Annotated in this window: 18 protein-coding genes and 3 tRNA genes; 18 read left to right on the top strand and 3 right to left on the bottom strand. The window is 66.9% G+C overall.

The genetic code is table 11. The features are described from left to right. The first annotated feature begins 293 nt into the window (after positions 1-293). The 6 genes from alaS to IHD13_RS06685 all read left to right on the top strand — a co-directional run bounded on the left by alaS (position 294) and on the right by IHD13_RS06685 (position 5,061). Positions 294-2,906, top strand: coding sequence for an alanine--tRNA ligase (gene alaS / locus IHD13_RS06710; protein ID WP_195860268.1), 2,613 nt, complete (start codon positions 294-296; stop codon positions 2,904-2,906). A gap of 92 nt (positions 2,907-2,998) precedes the next feature. After that, the gene (locus IHD13_RS06705) at positions 2,999-4,249 is read left to right on the top strand and encodes an aspartate kinase (RefSeq protein WP_195860267.1); all 1,251 of its coding nucleotides are present in this window, start codon (positions 2,999-3,001) and stop codon (positions 4,247-4,249) included. Between the two features lie 183 nt (positions 4,250-4,432). Further along, the gene (gene csrA, locus IHD13_RS06700) at positions 4,433-4,627 is read left to right on the top strand and encodes a carbon storage regulator CsrA (protein ID WP_195860266.1); all 195 of its coding nucleotides are present in this window, start codon (positions 4,433-4,435) and stop codon (positions 4,625-4,627) included. Between the two features lie 100 nt (positions 4,628-4,727). Further along, positions 4,728-4,820 (top strand) — tRNA-Ser (locus tag IHD13_RS06695). A gap of 33 nt (positions 4,821-4,853) precedes the next feature. Beyond that, positions 4,854-4,930: transfer RNA gene (locus IHD13_RS06690), tRNA-Arg, on the top strand. A gap of 54 nt (positions 4,931-4,984) precedes the next feature. Then, a tRNA-Arg gene (locus IHD13_RS06685) sits at positions 4,985-5,061 on the top strand. 207 nt (positions 5,062-5,268) lie between these two features. Here IHD13_RS06685 and IHD13_RS06680 read toward each other — a convergent pair. Further along, positions 5,269-6,222: a tRNA dihydrouridine synthase gene (locus IHD13_RS06680; RefSeq protein ID WP_195860265.1), complete on the bottom strand. Its 954-nt coding sequence runs from the start codon at positions 6,220-6,222 to the stop codon at positions 5,269-5,271. A 160-nt stretch (positions 6,223-6,382) separates the two neighbouring features. Between IHD13_RS06680 and IHD13_RS06675 the strand changes: the two genes are divergently transcribed. From IHD13_RS06675 to IHD13_RS06665, 3 genes are all read left to right on the top strand, one after another. Continuing rightward, positions 6,383-6,628, top strand: a complete 246-nt coding sequence (locus IHD13_RS06675) for an OadG family protein (protein WP_195860264.1) — start codon at positions 6,383-6,385, stop codon at positions 6,626-6,628. Between the two features lie 75 nt (positions 6,629-6,703). Beyond that, positions 6,704-8,527, top strand: coding sequence for a sodium-extruding oxaloacetate decarboxylase subunit alpha (gene oadA / locus IHD13_RS06670; protein WP_195860263.1), 1,824 nt, complete (start codon positions 6,704-6,706; stop codon positions 8,525-8,527). Positions 8,528-8,537: 10 nt separating this feature from the next. Further along, complete coding sequence (locus IHD13_RS06665; protein ID WP_195860262.1) at positions 8,538-9,860, top strand: sodium ion-translocating decarboxylase subunit beta; 1,323 nt, start codon at positions 8,538-8,540, stop codon at positions 9,858-9,860. Between the two features lie 606 nt (positions 9,861-10,466). On the opposite strand, the gene IHD13_RS06660 is transcribed toward IHD13_RS06665, so the two are convergent. After that, positions 10,467-11,087, bottom strand: coding sequence for an IMPACT family protein (locus tag IHD13_RS06660; RefSeq protein ID WP_195860261.1), 621 nt, complete (start codon positions 11,085-11,087; stop codon positions 10,467-10,469). Continuing rightward, positions 11,084-11,551: a transcriptional repressor LexA gene (gene lexA, locus IHD13_RS06655; protein WP_195860260.1), complete on the bottom strand. Its 468-nt coding sequence runs from the start codon at positions 11,549-11,551 to the stop codon at positions 11,084-11,086. Before lexA ends, IHD13_RS06660 begins: the two co-directional genes overlap by 4 nt. A 209-nt stretch (positions 11,552-11,760) precedes the next feature. Here lexA and ccmA point away from each other — a divergent pair, with 209 nt between their 5' ends. Genes ccmA through ccmI form a run of 9 tightly spaced genes read left to right on the top strand, consistent with a single transcriptional unit; the run spans position 11,761 to position 18,790 of the window. Then, entirely contained in the window at positions 11,761-12,405 is a 645-nt protein-coding gene (ccmA, locus tag IHD13_RS06650) for a cytochrome c biogenesis heme-transporting ATPase CcmA (RefSeq protein ID WP_195860259.1), read from the top strand. Further along, positions 12,392-13,120 carry a heme exporter protein CcmB gene (gene ccmB, locus IHD13_RS06645; protein WP_195860258.1) on the top strand — a complete coding sequence of 243 codons (729 nt, stop codon included), beginning with the start codon at positions 12,392-12,394 and terminating at the stop codon, positions 13,118-13,120. Before ccmA ends, ccmB begins: the two co-directional genes overlap by 14 nt. Positions 13,121-13,143: 23 nt before the next feature. Further along, the gene (locus IHD13_RS06640; RefSeq protein WP_195860257.1) at positions 13,144-13,884 is read left to right on the top strand and encodes a heme ABC transporter permease; all 741 of its coding nucleotides are present in this window, start codon (positions 13,144-13,146) and stop codon (positions 13,882-13,884) included. Then, positions 13,884-14,090 carry a heme exporter protein CcmD gene (gene ccmD, locus IHD13_RS06635; RefSeq protein WP_195860256.1) on the top strand — a complete coding sequence of 69 codons (207 nt, stop codon included), beginning with the start codon at positions 13,884-13,886 and terminating at the stop codon, positions 14,088-14,090. Before IHD13_RS06640 ends, ccmD begins: the two co-directional genes overlap by 1 nt. Further along, positions 14,087-14,545, top strand: coding sequence for a cytochrome c maturation protein CcmE (ccmE, locus tag IHD13_RS06630; protein WP_195860255.1), 459 nt, complete (start codon positions 14,087-14,089; stop codon positions 14,543-14,545). The genes ccmD and ccmE overlap by 4 nt, the downstream gene beginning before the upstream one ends. Positions 14,546-14,560: 15 nt before the next feature. Then, positions 14,561-16,561, top strand: coding sequence for a heme lyase CcmF/NrfE family subunit (locus IHD13_RS06625; protein WP_326838322.1), 2,001 nt, complete (start codon positions 14,561-14,563; stop codon positions 16,559-16,561). Then, positions 16,558-17,085 (top strand): DsbE family thiol:disulfide interchange protein, encoded by a 528-nt coding sequence (locus IHD13_RS06620; protein ID WP_195860254.1) that lies wholly within the window; start codon positions 16,558-16,560, stop codon positions 17,083-17,085. Before IHD13_RS06625 ends, IHD13_RS06620 begins: the two co-directional genes overlap by 4 nt. Continuing rightward, positions 17,076-17,549, top strand: a complete 474-nt coding sequence (locus IHD13_RS06615; RefSeq protein WP_195860253.1) for a cytochrome c-type biogenesis protein — start codon at positions 17,076-17,078, stop codon at positions 17,547-17,549. Before IHD13_RS06620 ends, IHD13_RS06615 begins: the two co-directional genes overlap by 10 nt. Continuing rightward, positions 17,546-18,790: a c-type cytochrome biogenesis protein CcmI gene (gene ccmI / locus IHD13_RS06610; protein ID WP_195860252.1), complete on the top strand. Its 1,245-nt coding sequence runs from the start codon at positions 17,546-17,548 to the stop codon at positions 18,788-18,790. Before IHD13_RS06615 ends, ccmI begins: the two co-directional genes overlap by 4 nt. Positions 18,791-18,803 lie beyond the last annotated feature (13 nt).

The raw sequence follows: 18,803 nt of genomic DNA, 5'->3' as shown, positions 1-18,803 counted from the left end.
TCAGGGTTTCGTCCTGTCGAGGAGCGAGTCAGTTAGCCCCGCCTGCGAGCTTCGCCTCCAGCCTTGCCGAGCTTGTTCCCGAGGCTAGCCATCAGACTCTCCGGGCTTTGGGCTATCCGCCTTTTAGCCGTCCCCCTGTGCAGCGCTCTCACCCGCTTATCTCCCTGCGACAGCGGCGGTCGCCGATGGCCCGCTGAAAGTTCCTTGACGACTGCGTTATAATGGTCCTCTTTGCGACGGTGCCCCGGCGCCGGGCGCCCAGGCGTCTTCAGGCTTATCCACACGGACTTATTATGAAGAGTGCAGATATCAGACAGGCCTTTCTGAGCTACTTCGAGGCGCAGGGCCATACCATCGTGCCGTCCAGCTCCCTGGTGCCGGGCAATGACCCGACCCTGCTGTTCACCAATGCCGGCATGGTGCCGTTCAAGGACGTCTTCCTGGGCCGCGACCCGCGCCCCTATGTGCGCGCCACCTCGTCCCAGCGCTGCGTGCGCGCCGGCGGCAAGCACAACGACCTGGACAACGTCGGCTACACCGCCCGCCATCACACCTTCTTCGAGATGCTGGGCAACTTCAGCTTCGGCGACTACTTCAAGCGCGACGCCATTCGCTTCGCCTGGACCTTCCTCACCGAGACCCTGGGCCTGCCCAAGGAGAAACTCTGGGTCACGGTGCATATCAGCGACGACGAGGCGGAGAAGATCTGGAAAGAGGAGATGGGCATCGATCCGGCGCGCTTCTCCAAGCTCGACGAGGACAACTTCTGGCAGATGGGCGACACCGGCCCCTGCGGCCCCAGCTCCGAGATCTTCTATGATCACGGCCCCGAGGTGTGGGGCGGTCCTCCCGGCAGCCCGGAAGAGGACGGCGACCGCTATATCGAAATCTGGAACCTGGTCTTCATGCAGTATGAGCGGGACGCCGAGGGTACCCTCAATCCGCTGCCCAAGCCGTCCATCGACACCGGCATGGGCCTGGAGCGCATCGCCGCGGTGATGCAGGGCGTGCACTCCAACTACGAGATCGACCTCTTCCAGAACCTGCTGACCGCCGCGGCCGAGGCCACCGGCCACGCCGACACCCGCACTCCCTCGCTGCGGGTGATCGCCGACCATATCCGCTCCTGCGCCTTCCTGATCGCCGATGGCGTGCTGCCCTCCAACGAGGGGCGGGGCTATGTGCTGCGCCGGATCATCCGCCGCGCCATCCGTCACGGTCACAAGCTGGGCGCCCAGGGTGCCTTCTTCCACAAGCTGGTGGCGGCCCTGGATGCCGAGATGGGACACGCCTATCCGGAGCTGCGCCAGGGACGCGAGCAGATCGAGCGGGTGCTGGCCAAGGAAGAGGCGCAGTTCGCGCGGACCCTGGATCACGGCATGGGCCTGCTGGAAGCGGCGCTGGGCGAGCTCGATGGCGAGGTGCTGCCCGGCGCGACGGTGTTCAAGCTCTACGACACCTACGGCTTCCCCTATGACCTGACCGCCGACGTCTGTCGCGAGCGCGGCGTCAGCCTCGATGAGGCCGGCTTCCAGCGCGAGCTGGAGGCCCAGCGCGAGCGCGCTCGGGCCGCCAGCCAGTTCGGCGCCGACTATGGCGCCGCCCTCGAGCTCGACGGCGAGACCGACTTCACCGGCTACGATCGCCTGGAAGACGAGGCCACCGTCACCGCCATCGTCGATGCCGCCGGCAACGAGTTGGCGGGCCTGGCCGAGGGCCAGAAAGGCGTGGTGGTGCTGGATCGCACCCCCTTCTACGGCGAGTCCGGTGGCCAGGTGGGCGACACCGGCTACCTGGAGCTCGAGGGGGGGCGCTTCCAGGTCACCGATACCCAGAAGCAGGCCGGCCATCACCTCCATCAGGGGCTGATGATCGAAGGCACCCTTGCCGTGGGCGCCCACGTCAGGCCCCGGGTGGATGCCTCCCTGCGCGCCGCCACGGTGCGTAACCACTCCGCCACCCACCTGCTGCACCAGGCCCTGCGGGAGGTTCTCGGTGAGCATGTGCAGCAGAAGGGCTCTCTGGTCAGCGCCGAGCGGCTGCGCTTCGACTTCAGCCACTTCGAAGCCATGACGCCCGAGCAACTGGCCGAGGTGGAGGCCCGGGTCAATGCCCAGATCGTCGCCAATGCCGAGACTCGCACCGAGCATATGAGCCTCGACGAGGCCAAGGCTCGCGGCGCGGCGGCGCTCTTCGAGGCCAAGTACACCGACAGCGTGCGGGTGCTGACCATCGGCGCCGATGGCTACTCCGTGGAGCTGTGCGGCGGCACCCATGTGGCGCGTAGCGGCGATATCGGCTGCTTCCATATCGTCGCCGAGGCGGGCATCGCCGCCGGCGTGCGCCGGGTCGAGGCTCTCACCGGCGAGGCGGCCCTGGCCTACTTCCGCGAGCAGGAGGCCCGGGTGGCGCGCATTGGCGAGCGCCTCAAGGCCAAGCCGGAGCAGGTCGAGGAGCGGGTCGTCGCCCTGGTCGAGCGCAATCGTGGCCTGGAGAAGGAGCTCGAGCGCCTCAAGGCCAAGCTGGCCAGCGCCGCCGGCAGCGACATGCTCGCCGAGGCCCGCGAGGTGGGTGGCATCAAGCTGTTGGCCAAGCAGCTTGAGGGGGTCTCCGGCAAGGAGCTGCGTGGCGTCCTTGATCAGCTCAAGAACAAGCTGGGCTCCGGCATCATCGTGCTCGGCGTGGCCGACCCGGACGGTGGCAAGGTCAGCCTGATCGCCGGGGTCACCGATGACCTCACCGGCCGCGTCAAGGCCGGGGAGCTGGTCAATCACGTGGCCGCCCAGGTGGGCGGCAAGGGCGGCGGCCGACCCGATATGGCCCAGGCCGGGGGCAGCGATGCGGCCGCCCTGCCGGGGGCCCTGGATAGTGTGCCGAGCTGGCTCGAGGCCAAGCTCGCCTCTTGATACGAAGGGCCGAGTGGCAGCAATGCCCCGGCCCTTTTCTTTGCCGGTTCCCGATCATTCATCGATTCACTGACCAATCAGGACACTTGCATATGGCGTTATACGTACAGAAATTCGGCGGCACCTCGGTGGGCTCCGTGGAGCGCATCAAGGCCGTGGCCGAGAAGGTCAAGGGCTTCCGCGACGACGGCCACCAGGTGGTGGTGGTGGTCTCCGCCATGAGTGGCGAGACCAACCGTCTGATCGGCATGGCCAACGAGATCAATGACGAGCCGACCCCTCGCGAGATGGACATGCTGGTCTCCACCGGCGAGCAGGTGACCATCTCCCTGCTGGCCATGGCCCTGCACAAGCTGGGTGTGCCGGCCACCTCCTACACCGGTTCCCAGGTGGGCATCCTCACCGACAGCGCCCATACCAAGGCGCGCATCCAGCGCATCGAGACCGACGAGATGCGCGAGGACCTGGACGATGGCAAGGTGCTGGTGGTCGCCGGCTTCCAGGGGGTCGACGAGGAGGGCAATATCACCACCCTCGGCCGTGGCGGCTCCGACACCACCGGCGTGGCCCTGGCCGCGGCCCTGGGCGCCGACGAGTGCCAGATCTACACCGACGTGGACGGCGTCTACACCACCGACCCGCGGGTCTGCTCCAAGGCCCAGCGCCTGGATACCATCACCGTGGAGGAGATGCTCGAGCTGGCCAGCCTGGGCTCCAAGGTGTTGCAGATCCGCGCCGTCGAATTCGCCGGCAAATACAATGTGCCGCTGCGCGTGCTGTCCAGTTTCCAGGATGGCCCCGGCACCCTGATCGTCGCTGACACAGATGAAGAAGAGGACTCCATGGAAGAACCGCTGATCTCCGGTATCGCCTTCACCGCCAACGAGGCCAAGCTGACCCTGCTCAATACCCCGGACGTGCCCGGCGTGGCCTCGCGGATCCTGGGGCCCATCGCCGACGCCAATATCGAAGTCGACATGATCGTGCAGAACGTGGCGCCGGCCGGCGACTACACCGACTTCACCTTCACCGTGGCCAAGGGCGACTACAAGCAGACCCTGCGGATCCTCAACGAGCAGGTGCTGCCGGACCTGGGCGAGGGTGAGGTCAAGGGCGACGACAATATCGCCAAGGTCTCCCTGGTGGGCGTGGGCATGCGCTCCCATGCCGGGGTGGCCTCGAAGATGTTCCGCGTGCTCTCCGAGGAGAACATCAATATCCGCATGGTCTCCACCTCCGAGATCAAGATCTCCGTGGTGATCGACGAGAAGCAGATGGAGCTCGCCGTGCGCGCCCTGCACAGTGCCTTCGGCCTCGACAAGGACGATATCGAGAGCGAGTAATGTCGCCGGTCGTCACGCCTTCTACGCTGTAGGGAAGGCCCGATTGCCGAGGTCCCAAGGGGCCTCGGCATTTTCGTTGGGCGGGTCATTTGGCCTGGAGGCCTCCCATGACGCATAATTCGATTTGGTTACATAAAATAATGCGCATCCCGTGCAACCATAAGTCTGAGAAGGAGATCAGCCATGCTCATCTTGACCCGCCGTGTCGGTGAGACGCTAATGATCGGCGACGACATCACCGTCACCGTCCTGGGCGTCAAGGGCAACCAGGTCCGCATCGGCGTCAACGCCCCCAAGGATGTCGCGGTACATCGTGAAGAGATCTATCAACGCATCCAGCGGGAACGGGCCGATGACGACGAGGGCAACCCCGTCTAAGTCAGAGCACTTGCCTGCTTCCGCTTCCCGAATAAAAAAGTTTCCCTGAGTGTTGGACAAACCCCATCGGAAACGGTAACATACGCGCCGTGTTGATGAGGGAGAGGTGGCCGAGTGGCTGAAGGCGCTCCCCTGCTAAGGGAGTATGGGGTTTATAGCCTCATCGAGGGTTCGAATCCCTCCCTCTCCGCCATATGGCCTAGTGCCAGCATCGACACACAGGCATGCGCCCGTAGCTCAGCTGGATAGAGTACCTGACTACGAATCAGGTGGTCGGAGGTTCGAATCCTCCCGGGCGCGCCATTATCGACACCCTGCCACTGCTCGGATCGATGTGAGTTGCCTGACTTTCTGTAAGCGCCCGTAGCTCAGCTGGATAGAGTACCTGACTACGAATCAGGTGGTCGGAGGTTCGAATCCTCCCGGGCGCGCCAGATACCTAACCCGCTCCAATCGGAGCGGGTTTTCTGCTTTTGGCGGGTCCTGCCAGCGAGGGTGGGGGCCGACGATCGTTCGGCGCCCGGCGAAAGCCTCGGCGCCTTCTTTTTTCCGGGTCAACCCCCGTGTTGACGACGCCGCCCCGTCCGGTCTTCCGTCAGTCTCTCCTTACCACGCCTTCCGGTTGCCTGGTAGCGGCGTTCTTAGCCCGCCAGCGGCATCTCGTCTTGTGTCGCGGCGAGGCCCTCGAGAAAATCGTCCAGTGTCGTGATGCGTCGCAGCGTGGCGAAGCGGCGGGCCGCCTCGGCGTCGCGGCCGCGCATCTGATTGAGCCATTGCTTGAGTAGCGACACCACGACCCGTTCGGGAAGTGTGCTATGCTGCATTGCCGCATAGTCGCTCAGGATCGCGGCCCGTGCCGCCCAGGGGGTGGCCGGCAGGTGCTCTCCCGTGGCCTGCCAGTGGCGAATGCGTGGCGCCAGCCAGGGGTCCGCCAGGGCGCCGCGACCAAGCATCACGTCCCGGCAGCCGGAGAGGGTACGCGCCTTCCAGTACTCCTCCAGGGTCCAGATATCGCCATTGGCGATCACCGGAATCGCCAGGGCGCGACGGATGCGCCCGATCCACTCCCAGTGGGCCGGCGGGCGATACCCCTCGTCCCGGGTGCGGGCATGTACCACCAGGTGTTGGGCGCCGCCTCGCTGGGCCGCCAGGGCGCAGGCCAGGGCCAGGCGGCGATCGGAGAAGCCCAGGCGGATCTTGGCGGTGACCGGGATGGCATCGCCCACGGCTGCCGCCACCGCGGCCACGGCGGCTTCCACTCGCCGCGGGTCGCGCAGCAGGGCGGCGCCCCCGTCATGGCGATTGACGGTCTTGGCCGGACAGCCGAAGTTGAGGTCGATGCCATCGGCACCCAGGCGCAGCGCCTGGCGGGCATTGGCGGCCAGGGCCGCCGGGTCGGAGCCCAGTAGCTGCAGCTGCACTGGAATGCCGCTGGGGGTGGCGGGGGGCGTGACCGCCAGTTCCGGACAGTGCTTATGGAAGACCCGAGGGGGCAGTCGGGCGTCGACGACGCGCACGAACTCGGTCACCGTCCAGTCGAAACCGGGGCGCGCGGTGAGCAGGGTGCGGGCGTGGGCATCGATCACGCCCTCCATGGGTGCTAGGCCGATCCGTCCCGGATGTAGTAAATTAACAAGCTGATCAACCATGGTGCCATTGCAAACTTTGTAGATTCAGGCAGCGTATTGTATCAGCCGAATAGCGCTCGCCGCCCGGCTAGTTCGTCGGCGGTGAGCGGAGCAAGGGGAACTCGAGATGCTGGACACGGAACTCTTACAAGAAGGCCTGGCCCTGATGGGCTTCGGCATGGGCTTCGTCTTCGTCTTCCTGACCGTGCTGGTGATTTCCACCACCCTGATGAGCCGGGTGGTCAATCGACTGGTGCCGGTCCCCGAGCCCAAGGCGCCGACTCCCGCGGCGCCGGCTCGTCAGGACGATGAGGAATTGCTGGCGGTGATGAGCGCCGCCTTGCATCGCTATCGCCAGCGTCATCGTCGCTAAGGTGAACTGCTTCGCGCCGGGAGTCGCCTCCCGGCTGTCACGCTTCGACTTTCAGATTATAAGGACGACAAGGTCATGAGTGAGACCCAACGCCCGCTGGGCATCACCGATGTGGTGCTACGAGACGCTCATCAGTCCCTGCTTGCCACCCGCATGCGCCTGGACGACATGCTGCCCATCGCCGAGAAGCTCGACCGGGTCGGCTTCTGGTCGGTGGAGTCCTGGGGCGGTGCCACCTACGACGCCTGCATCCGCTACCTGGGCGAGGACCCCTGGGAGCGCATCCGCGCCCTCAAGGAAGCGATGCCCAACACCCGCCAGCAGATGCTGCTGCGTGGTCAGAACCTGCTGGGCTACCGCCACTACGCCGATGACGTGGTGGACAAGTTCGTCGAGCGGGCCCGCACCAATGGGGTGGATGTGTTCCGGGTCTTCGACGCCATGAACGATCCGCGCAACCTGGAACGGGCGATCGCCGCGGTGCGCAAGGTGGAGGGCCATGCCCAGGGCACCCTCTCCTACACCGTCAGTCCGGTGCATACCCTGGATGGCTGGGTCGAGCTCGGCAAGACCATTGCCGCCATGGGCGCCGACTCCCTGGCCATCAAGGATATGGCCGGCCTGCTCAAGCCCTACGACGCCTATGAGCTGGTCACCAAGCTCAAGGCCGCGGTGGATATCCCCATCCATATGCAGTGCCATGCCACCACCGGCATGTCCACCGCCACCGCCCTCAAGGCCGCCGAGGCGGGCATCGACAACGTCGACACCGCCATCTCCTCCCTGTCCATGACCTACGGTCACAGCCCCACCGAGTCGGTGGTGGCGATCCTCCAGGGCACCGAGCGGGACACCGGCCTCGACCTGGAGCTGCTCGAGGAGATTGCCGCCTACTTCCGCGAGGTGCGCAAGAAGTACGCCGCCTTCGAGGGCTCCCTGAAGGGCATCGACTCGCGGATCCTGGTCGCCCAGGTGCCCGGTGGCATGCTCACCAACATGGAGAGCCAGCTCAAGGAGCAGGGCGCCGGCGACAAGCTCGACGATGTCCTGGCCGAGATCCCCAAGGTACGCGAAGACCTGGGTTTCATCCCGCTGGTCACCCCCACCTCCCAGATCGTCGGCACCCAGGCGGTGATGAACGTGATGATGGGCGAGCGTTACAAGTCGATCTCCAAGGAGGTCCAGGCGCTGCTCAAGGGCGAGTACGGGGCCGCCCCCGCCGCGTTCAACAAGGAGCTGCAGGCACGGGTGCTGGAAGGCAAGGAGCCCATCACCTGCCGTCCGGCGGATCAGCTGGAGCCGGAGATGGAGCGCCTGGCCGCCGAGCTCAAGGAGAAGGCTAAGGCCGAGGGCATTCGCCTGGCCGAGGGCGAGCGCGAGATCGACGACGTCCTGACCTATGCACTCTTCCCGCAGATCGGCCTCAAGTTCCTCAAGAACCGCGACAACCCGGATGCCTTCGAGCCGGTGCCCCAGGCGCCTGAGAGTGGTGGCGCCCAGCTGCCCGCCAAGGCCGAAGCCAAGGCGCCGGCGGCGGCCAGCGGTCCCGAGACCTATACCCTCACCGTCAACGGCAAGCAGTACGTGGTCGAGGTGGCCGAGGGCGGCCAGATCGAGCAGGTGCAGGCCCAGGGTGGTGGCGCTCAACCGGCCGCCCAGCCCGCCCCGGCGGCCCCCGCCGCCAGTAGCGGCGAGGCCATCACCGCGCCCCTGGCCGGCAATATCTTCAAGGTCAACGTCAAGCCGGGGGACAGCGTCGCCGAGGGTGATGTGGTGATTATCCTCGAGGCCATGAAGATGGAGACCGAAGTGCGTGCCGCGAGCGGCGGTACCGTCGCCGAGGTCAAGGTCAAGGAAGGCGACAGCGTATCGGTCGGCGATACGCTGATCGTCCTCTAAGGGCAGCGATATGGATAAGCTACTGACTCTCTGGTATGGCTCGGGGCTCTATAACCTGAGCCTGGGCCAGGTCGTGATGATCGCCATCGGACTGTTGCTGCTCTACCTGGCGATCCACAAGAAGTTCGAACCGCTGCTGCTGGTGCCCATCGGTTTTGGCGGTATCCTGGCCAATATCCCCGAGGCGGGGCTGGCGCTGTCGGCGCTACAGCATGCCATCGAGGTAGGGCCGCCGGCGGTGCTGCAGCAGCTCGCCGCGACCCTGGGGGTCAGCCTGGATCCCGCGGCGGGGGTGGCCGCCTGGCGCGAGACCCTCTATGAGGTGACCCATGACGGTATCGCTCCAGAACTGGTGCGGGCCGCCAGCAGCGCGGCCGCGGATGCCGGCTATAGCAATGGCATGCTCTACTCCTTCTATAGCGTGGCCATCGCCTCCGGGATCGCCCCCCTGCTGATCTTCATGGGGGTGGGGGCGATGACCGACTTCGGTCCCCTGCTGGCCAACCCGCGAACCCTCTTCCTGGGGGCCGCGGCTCAGTTCGGTATCTTCGCCACCGTACTGGGGGCCGTGGGGCTGTCGGCCCTGGGGGTGATGGATTTCTCCCTCAACCAGGCCGCCGCCATCGGCATCATCGGCGGGGCCGATGGCCCGACCTCGATCTATGTGTCGAGCGTGCTGGCGCCGGAGCTGTTGGGGGCCATCGCCGTGGCGGCTTACGCCTACATGGCCTTGGTGCCGCTGATCCAGCCCCCCATCATGCGTGCCCTGACCAGCGAGAAGGAGCGGGCCATCGCCATGACCCAGCTGCGCCCGGTCTCCAAGCTGGAGAAGATCGTCTTCCCGGTCGTGGTGCTGATCCTGGTGGCGCTCTTCCTGCCGGATGCGGCGCCGCTGCTGGGGATGTTCTGCTTCGGTAACCTGATGCGCGAGTGTGGCGTGGTGGAGCGGCTCTCGGATACCGCCCAGAACGCCCTGATCAATATTGTCACCATCTTCTTGGGGCTGTCGGTGGGCTCCAAGCTGGTGGCCAAGGAGTTCCTGGCGGTGGAGACCCTGGGCATCATGGGGCTGGGGATCGTGGCCTTCGCCATCGGTACCGCGGCGGGCATCCTGATGGCCAAGCTGCTGAATGCGGTCAGCAAGATGCCGATCAATCCGTTGATCGGCTCGGCGGGGGTCTCGGCGGTGCCCATGGCGGCGCGAGTCTCCAACAAGGTGGGCCTGGAGGCCAACCCGCATAACTTCCTGCTGATGCATGCCATGGGGCCCAACGTGGCCGGGGTGATCGGCTCGGCGGTGGCCGCCGGGGTGATGATCAAGTACCTGGGCTAAGGCCGCAGTGTGGTAGCAGCAACGCTTCGATGGCGCCCCTTGGGGCGCCATCGTCGTTATGGGGGGCTGAGAGCCGGCTAACTCGCTTCGCCAAGCGCGGGGCTGGCTGACTCGCTCCTCTCCGGGACGAAACCCTGACGTTCCGCTCGCGACTGACGCGCCGGACCGGACCGAGGTCCCTCTCGCCGGTCCTGGGGACGACATCCCTGTCGTCCCCGCGCGAGTCGCTCGCTCCACGTCAGCGTCCCGGCGACGTCGCTTCGCTAGCCAGCCCCGCGCTTACGTAGCAATGCCACCGTTCCGAGGCAGGGATGGCCAGAAAGGTAAGCGGCGCTGGGGGCAGAACGGAGCGGGGGTTTTTGCCAGGGGTGAGGAGCACGGCTCCGAACGGGCTGGCCAGGGATGGCCAGCACCGGTCCTGCAAACGGAGCAGGATGCGAGAGCGACGCAGGGCAAAAGTAGCACCCAGGGAGGGGGTTACAGCGCCCCGCGACGGTCTGTCCCCAGGCAAGCCGCGTGTGAACTCACCAGTGAGTCAGCCAACCCCGCTATCCGCTGCAGCGCGCTAGTCGGCGCCATACGTCGCCTCTTGCTCGGAGGAGTAGGCTAGGGGCTATCGAGCAGGCGCACATCGCCCTTGAGGCGGGCGCTGAGGGGGGTGATATCGACGGGCTCGCCCTGGGGCCAGCCCACGGTGAGGATGACCCCCTCGGCGCCATAGTCGACGGCCTCGATGGGCACGTCCCGGCCCTCCAGCCAGCGCCGGGCCTCCGCCTCGCCGGCGAAGGCCACCGCCAGGCGACGCGGCTCCCGGGGGGTGAAAGGGCGGGTGGGCAGGGCCTCCAGGGCCTGGGCCACCGCCTGGGCATAGGCCCGGGCCAGGCCGCCGGTGCCCAGCTTGGTGCCGCCGAAGTAACGGGTCACCACGCAGCCCACCTGCCCCAGGCCGCTGCCCTCCAGCACCTGGTACATGGGGCGGCCGGCGGTGCCGCCGGGCTCCCCATCGTCGGAGAAGCCGATGGCCTGCTGCTCGCCGGGTGGGCCGGCATTGAAGGCGCTGCAGTGGTGGCTGGCATTGGGGTGCTGGCGGCGTGCCTCGGCGAGCAGGGCCTCGAAAGCGGCGGGGGAGGGGGCATGGCAGACCCAGGCGAGGAAACGACTCTTCTCCACCTCCAGCTCATGGGCCAGCCACTGGTCCCCGGGCAGGTCCGGAATCGGGTAACTCATCCATCCAGGCCCTGGCGCACCACGCCCATCACCAGGCCGAGGACCTGGACGTCGTCGTTGTCGAGGAAGATGGGGGCCATGCTCTCGTTGGCGGGCTGCAGGCGCACGCCACGCTTCTCGATATAGAGCTTCTTCAAGGTGACCTCCTGGTCGTTGATCATCACCACGGCGGTCTCGCCGTTCTCGGCGCTCTCCTGGCGCTCGATGATGATAACGTCGCCGTCGTGGATATTGCAGTCGATCATCGAGTCGCCGCGGACCCGCAGGGCATAGGTGTTGCGACGCACCATGCGACTGGGCACGTGAATGGCGCCGGCCTGGTGGCAGGCCTCCATGGGCATGCCGGCGGCGACCTGGCCGAGCAGCGGGACCTCCACGAGGTCGCTGGCATCGAGGGGCTCCCAGGCATCGGCCAGCGGCAGGTTGGGGCGGCGGTAGAGGTAGTGGGTGGCGACAGACTGCATGCTCCATCTCCCTTGCGAGGCGGCGTGAAGCCGGAAGACCAGTTCACTGTAACTATTTACAGTAGTTGAATCATAGCAAGGCCTGGCCAGCTGGCAAGCGCCACCTTCGCACGAGTCGCGCTGCGACCGGCTGACGCACGGCCCATGCTGGTCTGGGAAAGGCTTTCCATGTAAAGTGCGCGGCTGACCATCGACGCCGGGAGAGTGTGGTGAGCTTCCGCCTGCAAGGCTGCCAGTTACGCTGTGAACGCGACGGGCGCGAGCTGTTTCGTGACCTGGACTTCGACGTTGAAGGCGGCCAGATCCTGCGTATCGAAGGGCCCAACGGCAGTGGCAAGACCACCCTGCTGAAGATCCTCTCCGGCCAGTTGCACGACTTCGACGGCGAGCTGCGCTGGTGTGACCAGCCGCTGGCCCGGGTGCGTGACCATTACCTGACCAATCTGCTCTACCTCGGCCATGCGCCGGGGGTCAAGGCGGCCCTGACGCCCCTGGAGAACCTCGCCTGGTACCAGGCCCTGGCCGGTGACGCCGGCAGTGAGGCGACGCGCCTGACGGTCCTGGAGCGGGTCGGTCTGATGGGGTTCGAGGACGTGCCGGCGGGGCAGCTCTCGGCGGGGCAGCAGCGTCGCGTCGCCCTGGCGCGCCTGGAACTGACGCCGCGCGCCCTCTGGGTCCTGGACGAGCCCTTCACCGCCATCGACAAGCAGGGGGTCGAGGCCCTGGAACAGCGGCTGCTCGCCCATGCCCGCCGTGGAGGCAGTGTGATCCTCACCACCCACCATGACCTGACGCCCTTGGGCGAGTTGCGCCGTATCCGCCTCGGCGAGGGAGGGCGACATGTCATCCAGTAATACCCTGGATCAGCCCCTGTCGATCATTGAACCCCATGGCGGTCTCGGGGTCGCACTTATCGCGACCCTGAGGCGTGACCTGACGCTGATGTTGCGGCGGCGCAGCGAGGTGATGAATCCCCTGGCGTTCTTCGCCCTGGTGATCACCCTCTTTCCCCTGGGGCTCTCTCCGGACCCCGAGCTGCTGGCCACGGTGGCACCGGGGTTGTTGTGGGTGGCGGCCCTGCTGGCGACCCTGCTGTCGCTGGACTCGCTGTTCCGGGCCGACTTCGAGGATGGCAGCCTCGAGCAGTTGCTGCTGGCCCCCCAGCCCCTGGCCGCCATGGTGCTGGCCAAGGTGGTGGTACACTGGCTGCTCACCGGCCTGCCTCTGGCATTGATGGCCCCCGTCCTGGGGCTGATGCTGGGCCTGCCCGCGGGCAGCCACCTGATCCTGATGCTGGCCCTGGCCCTGGGCAGTGCCAGCCTGAGCCTGGTGGGCGCCATCGGCGCCGCCCTGACGGTGGGCCTGGCGCGAGGCGGGGTGCTGCTGTCGCTGCTGGTGTTGCCGCTCTATATCCCCGTGCTGATCTTCGGCGCCGGCGCCGTTCAGGCGGCCCTGCTGGGGAGCGGGGTCGCCGCCCATCTGGCGATTCTCGGGGCCCTGCTGGCCCTGGCGGTGATGCTGGCGCCCTGGGCCATCGCCGCGGCGCTGCGCATCAGCGTCAACGGTTAATTCTTTTCGAGGTGTCGACGCACATGTGGGCCTTTATTCACAAGCTCGGTTCGCCCAAGTGGTTCTACGGCATCAGCGCGCGGCTGATGCCCTGGTTCTGGATCGCCGCCGCGGCCCTGCTCCTGGTCGGCAGCGTCTGGGGGCTGCTCTTCACCCCCGCCGACTACCAGCAGGGCAATAGCTTCCGCATCATCTATGTGCATGTGCCGGCGGCCTTCCTGGCCCAGTCGATCTTCGTCAGCATGGCCATCGCCGGGCTGGTGTTCATGGTCTGGAAGATCAAGGTCGCAGACATGGCGGCGGCGGTGATGGCGCCGCTGGGGGCGGCCATGACCTTTATCGCGCTCTTCTCCGGGGGCGTCTGGGGCATCCCCACCTGGGGCACCTGGTGGATGTGGGATGCGCGGCTGACCTCCATGCTGATCCTGCTGTTCCTCTATATCGGCGTCATCGCCCTGCGCGGTGCCTTCGCCAGCCGCGACAGCGGCTCCCGGGCCGCTTCGGTGCTGGCCATGGTGGGGGTGATCAATATCCCCATCATCAAGTACTCGGTGGACTGGTGGTACACCCTCCATCAGCCCGCCTCCTTCACCATCACCGGGCGGGTCTCCATGCCGATGGAGATGTGGGCGCCGCTGCTGCTGATGGTGCTGGGCTTCTATAGCTTCTTTATCGCCCTGACCCTGATGCGCACCCGTAGCGAAATCCTGCGTCGCGAGTCCGGCAAGCGCTGGGTGCAGGCCCTGGCCGAGGAGACCCCCTAATGGCCTTCGACAGCTTTCAGGACTTCTTGGCCATGGGAGGCCATGCCCCTTATGTCTGGGCCGCCTGGGCCCTGACCGCCGTCTTGCTGGTGGGCAGCGTGCTGCATGCGCGCGCCGAGCGCCGCCAGCTGCTGCGAGAACTCAAGCGGCGTGCCCGGCGGGAGCGCCGGGCGGCCCGCGAAACCGATGTCGAGGAAGGTGCATGAACCCGAAGCGTAAACAGAAACTGTTCGTCATCCTGGGCCTGGTGTCGCTGGCGGCCATTGCCATCGGCCTGACCCTCTATGCCCTGCGCTCCAATATCAACCTCTTCTTCAGCCCCATCCAGATCGCCGCCGGCGAGGCCCCCGTCGATCGCCAGATTCGCGCCGGTGGCATGGTCAAGGAGGGCAGCGTGGTGCGCAACCGCGACAGCCTCGACGTGGAGTTCGTGGTCACCGACTTCGTCGAGGACCTGGAGGTGCACTACAGTGGCATCCTTCCCGACCTGTTCCGCGAGGGCCAGGGCGTGGTGGTGGTGGGGCGCCTCACCGAAGGGGGGCTGCTGCGGGCCGATCAGGTGCTGGCCCGTCACGACGAGAACTACATGCCCACCGAGGTGGCCGAAGCCCTGGAAGCCGCCGGCTATTCCCCCGCCGACTACGGCGTCAAACTCGACTAAGGCCACGGAGTCGCCATGTTGATCCAGATGATTCCCGAAATCGGCCACTTCGCCTTGGCCCTGGCGCTGTTGATGGCGCTGGTCCAGTCGGTGATGCCGCTGGCCGGGGCGGCCACCCGCCGCCCGCTGTGGATGGCCTATGCTCGCCCCATGGCCACCGGTCAGTTCGCCTTCGTGCTGCTGGCCTACCTGTGCCTCACCGCCAGCTACATGCTCGACGACTTCAGCGTCGCCAACGTGGCCAACAACTCCAACTCCATGCTGCCCTGGTACTACAAGCTCAGCGCCGTCTGGGGCAACCATGAGGGCTCCATGCTGCTGTGGATCCTGATGCTGGCGGGCTGGGGCTTCGCCGTGGCGCGCTTCTCCCGTGACCTGCCCGAGGTGATGCTGGCCCGGGTGCTGGGGGTGATGGGCATGGTCAGCGTGGGCTTCCTGCTCTTCAGCCTGGTCACCTCCAACCCCTTCGAGCGGCTGCTGCCGCACATGCCCGCCGACGGTGCCGACCTCAACCCGCTGCTCCAGGACTTCGGCCTGATCGTCCATCCGCCGACCCTCTACATGGGCTATGTGGGCTTCTCGGTGGTCTTCGCCTTCGCCATCGCCGCCCTGCTGGGGGGCCGCCTGGACGCCGCCTGGACCCGTTGGGCGCGGCCCTGGACCAATGTGGCCTGGGCCTTCCTCACCGTGGGGATCGCCCTGGGCAGCTGGTGGGCCTACTACGAGCTGGGCTGGGGCGGCTGGTGGTTCTGGGATCCGGTGGAAAACGCCTCCCTGCTACCCTGGCTGACCGGCACCGCCCTGATCCACTCCCTGGCGGTGACCGAGAAGCGCGGCTCCTTCAAGAGCTGGACGGTGCTACTGGCCATCTCCACCTTCTCGCTGTCGCTGCTGGGCACCTTCCTGGTGCGTTCCGGAGTGCTCACCTCGGTGCACGCCTTCGCCAACGACCCCTCCCGCGGCTTCTTTATCCTGATGCTGCTGGGCATCACCGTGGGCCTGTCGCTGCTGGTCTTTGCCCTGCGGGCCCCGCGGGTCAGCCATGCGGTGGGCTTCAGCTGGATGTCCCGGGATGCCCTGCTGCTGATCAACAACATCATGCTGGTGATCATGACGATCACCGTGCTGCTGGGCACCGTCTATCCGCTGCTCCTGGATGCCCTGGGGCTGGGCAAGATCAGCGTGGGTCCCCCCTACTTCAATGCCCTCTTCGTGCCGCTGACCGTGATCATGTGCCTCTTCATGGGGCTGGGACCGGTGTCCCGCTGGAAACGCATGGATGGGCGCGAGCTATGGCGCCGCCTGGCGCTCTCCGGTCTCACCGCCCTGGTGATCGGCATCCTGGCGCCGCTGCTCTACGGCGGCGAGTGGAACCTCTGGGTGGCCATTGGCCTGGTCAGCGCCCTGTGGCTGGTGTTGCCGATCCTGCGCGACCTGCATGACAAGAGCGCCAAGGCCTCGTCGCGGCTGGCCGGTCTCAAACGGTTGTCGCTGGCCTACTGGGGCATGGTGTTGGGGCATGTCGGCGTGGCGGTGACCATCGTCGGGGTGGCCGTGGTCTCCAACTACAACGTGGAGCGCAACGTGCGCCTGGCCCCCGGCGACAGCGTCCAGGTGGCCGGCTACGAGTTCACCATGACCGAGCTGCGGGCCCGGCGTGGCCCCAACTTCCTGGCCGATACCGCCACCATCGAGGTGAGTCGCGAGGGCAGCTCCCGCAGCTTCGTCATGGCGCCGGAGAAGCGCATCTATATCGCCCGGGGCATGCCGATGACCCAGGTGGCCCTGCGTCCCGGCTTCTTCCGCGACCTCTATGTGGCCATGGGCGAGGACCTGGAAGACGGTAGCTGGGCGATGCGTATCCAGTACAAGCCCTTCGTGCGCTGGCTATGGCTGGGCGGCCTGCTGATGGCCGCCGGTGGCGTGCTGGCGGTGTTGGATCGTCGCTATCGCAGCCGTCGGCGCAGCGAGGAGGACACCCGCGTGACGACGACCTCCCGGGAGGCCACCGCATGAAGCGCCGCCTGCTGCTGCTGTTGCCCCTGGTGGGTTTCCTGGTGCTGTCGATCTTCCTCTATCGGGGCCTGTCGCTGGATCCCTTCCACCGCGACTCGGCCCTGCTGGCCCGGGACTTCCCCGCCTTCGACAAGGTAACCCTGGAAGACCCCGAACGCCGCGTCGATCGCGCCCTGCTGGAGGGCCAGGTGACCCTGGTCAATGTGTGGGGCGAGTGGTGTCCCGCTTGCAAGCTGGAGATGCCGCAGCTGCTTGACCTGGCCGATCGCGGCATTCGCCTGGTGGGCATCAACTACAAGGACACCCGCGAGAAGGGGCTGGAGTTCCTGGAGGAGTTCGGTAACCCCTTCGAGGTCAACATCTTCGACCCGGAGGGCAATCTCGGTTTCGAGCTGGGGGTGTATGGCGCCCCCGAGACCTTCCTGGTCGATCGCGACGGCATCATCCGCTATCACCACACCGGCTATATCGATCCCCAGGACGTGCGTGAGCAGATTCTTCCGGAGGTGCAGAAATGGCAGTGATACGACGCCTCTGCCTGTTAACCGTGGCCCTGCTGGCGGCCAATCTGGCCTGGGCCGGCGGCATCGAGGTGCGCGAGTTCGACGACCCGGTGCTGGAGCAGCGCTACCGCAGCCTGACCGCCTCCCTGCGCTGCCCGCTGTGCGAGAACCAGGCCATCGACGACTCCGACGCCCCGGTCTCCGCCGATATGCGCGAGCGGGTCTATCTGCTGCTGATGGACGGTCGCGCGGATATCGAGATTCTCGATCACATGACCGAGCGCTTCGGCGACTATGTGCTCTATAACCCGCGCCTCGAGGGCCGCACCCTGCTGCTGTGGGGCCTGCCCGGCGCCCTGGTGGTGTTGGGCGGGCTGCTGGTGGTGCTGGTGGTGCGGGTCCGGCGCAATGCCTCCGCCCAGCGCCTCAGCGCCGAGGAGCGTGCCCGCCTCGATGCCCTGATCAACCGCGAGAGGTCAGAATGACGTTACTCTGGATCGCCTTTGCGCTGCTGCTGGTGCCGGCCCTGTGGCTGCTGAGCCAACCCCTGCGCCGTGCCACTGCGGTGCACGCCGCCCAGCGCGACTTCGAGGAGAACGACCGCTCCGCCGAACAGAACGTGGCCATCTTCCGCCGCCGTCTGGCTTCCCTGGAGGCGGCCCGGGAGCGTGGCGATATCGACGCCGAGCGCTTCGACGAGGACAAGCTGGAGCTGGAGCGCAGCCTGCTGGATGACACCGCCAACCTGAAGCCACGCCCCCTCAAGGCCGCCCGCTCCGGGCGCCTGGTGGTGCCGGTGGTGATGGTGGCGGTGGTGCTGGCCAGCCTGGCCTGGTACCACCAGGAGGGCTACGAGGATGACCTGGCCCTCTACGGGGCCATCCAGGAGGTGCGCCAGCACCCCGACAACTCGGCGCCGCTGATGATCGAGCGCCTCGAGCGGGAGGCGGCCCGGCAGCCCGACAATCCCAATGTGTGGATGGCCCTCTATCCCCTCTACCGGGACACCGGCCAGGGCGTGGCGGCGATCCGCGCCCTGGAGCGGCTGATCGAGCTGGAGGGGCGCGAGGTGAGCCTGCTGGCGCAGCTGGCCCAGGTGCAGTTCTTCGTCGCCAACCGCAGCCTCACCGAGGAGGTCCAGACGCTGGTGGACGAGGTGCTCGAGCGGGATCCCCGCCAGCCCACGGTGCTCGGCATGCTGGGCATCGCCGCCTTCGATCGCGGCCGCTACGAAGAGGCCATCGACCACTGGCGTCGCGCCGTGGCAGGCTTCGAGGATCCGGCCTCCGCCGATGCCCTGCGCCAGGGCATCGCCGTGGCCCAGGAGCGCCTGGGCGCCTCCCAGGAGGAGATCGACGCCACCCTGGCCGCGGGGCCGGGGCTCAATGTGCGCATCGCCCTCGACGAGGGGCTGGCCGAGGGGCTCGACGACGAGGCCGCGGTCTTCGTGGTGGCCCGGGACGTCGAGGGGGAGCTGCCGCCCCTGGCGGTGGCGCGGCTCAGCGTCGCCGAGCTGCCCGCCACCCTGCGCCTCAGCGATGCCAACGCCATGAGTGCCGAGGCACGCCTCTCCCAGGTCTCGGAGGCGCGGCTGCTGGTGCGGGTCTCCCGCAGCGGCCAGGCCACCCCCCAGGCCGGTGATCTGTTCGGCGACCACGCCGCCGTGGCCCTGCACGGCGCCGACGCCGAGCCCATCGAGGTACGGGTCGACCGTATCGTCGAATAACGGCCAGGACGGC

The organism is Halomonas sp. 328 (assembly GCF_015645095.1).
Lineage (GTDB): Bacteria > Pseudomonadota > Gammaproteobacteria > Pseudomonadales > Halomonadaceae > Bisbaumannia.
The sequence above is the reverse complement of the archived record's forward strand: the minus strand, read 5'-3'. Positions and strand labels throughout refer to the sequence as shown.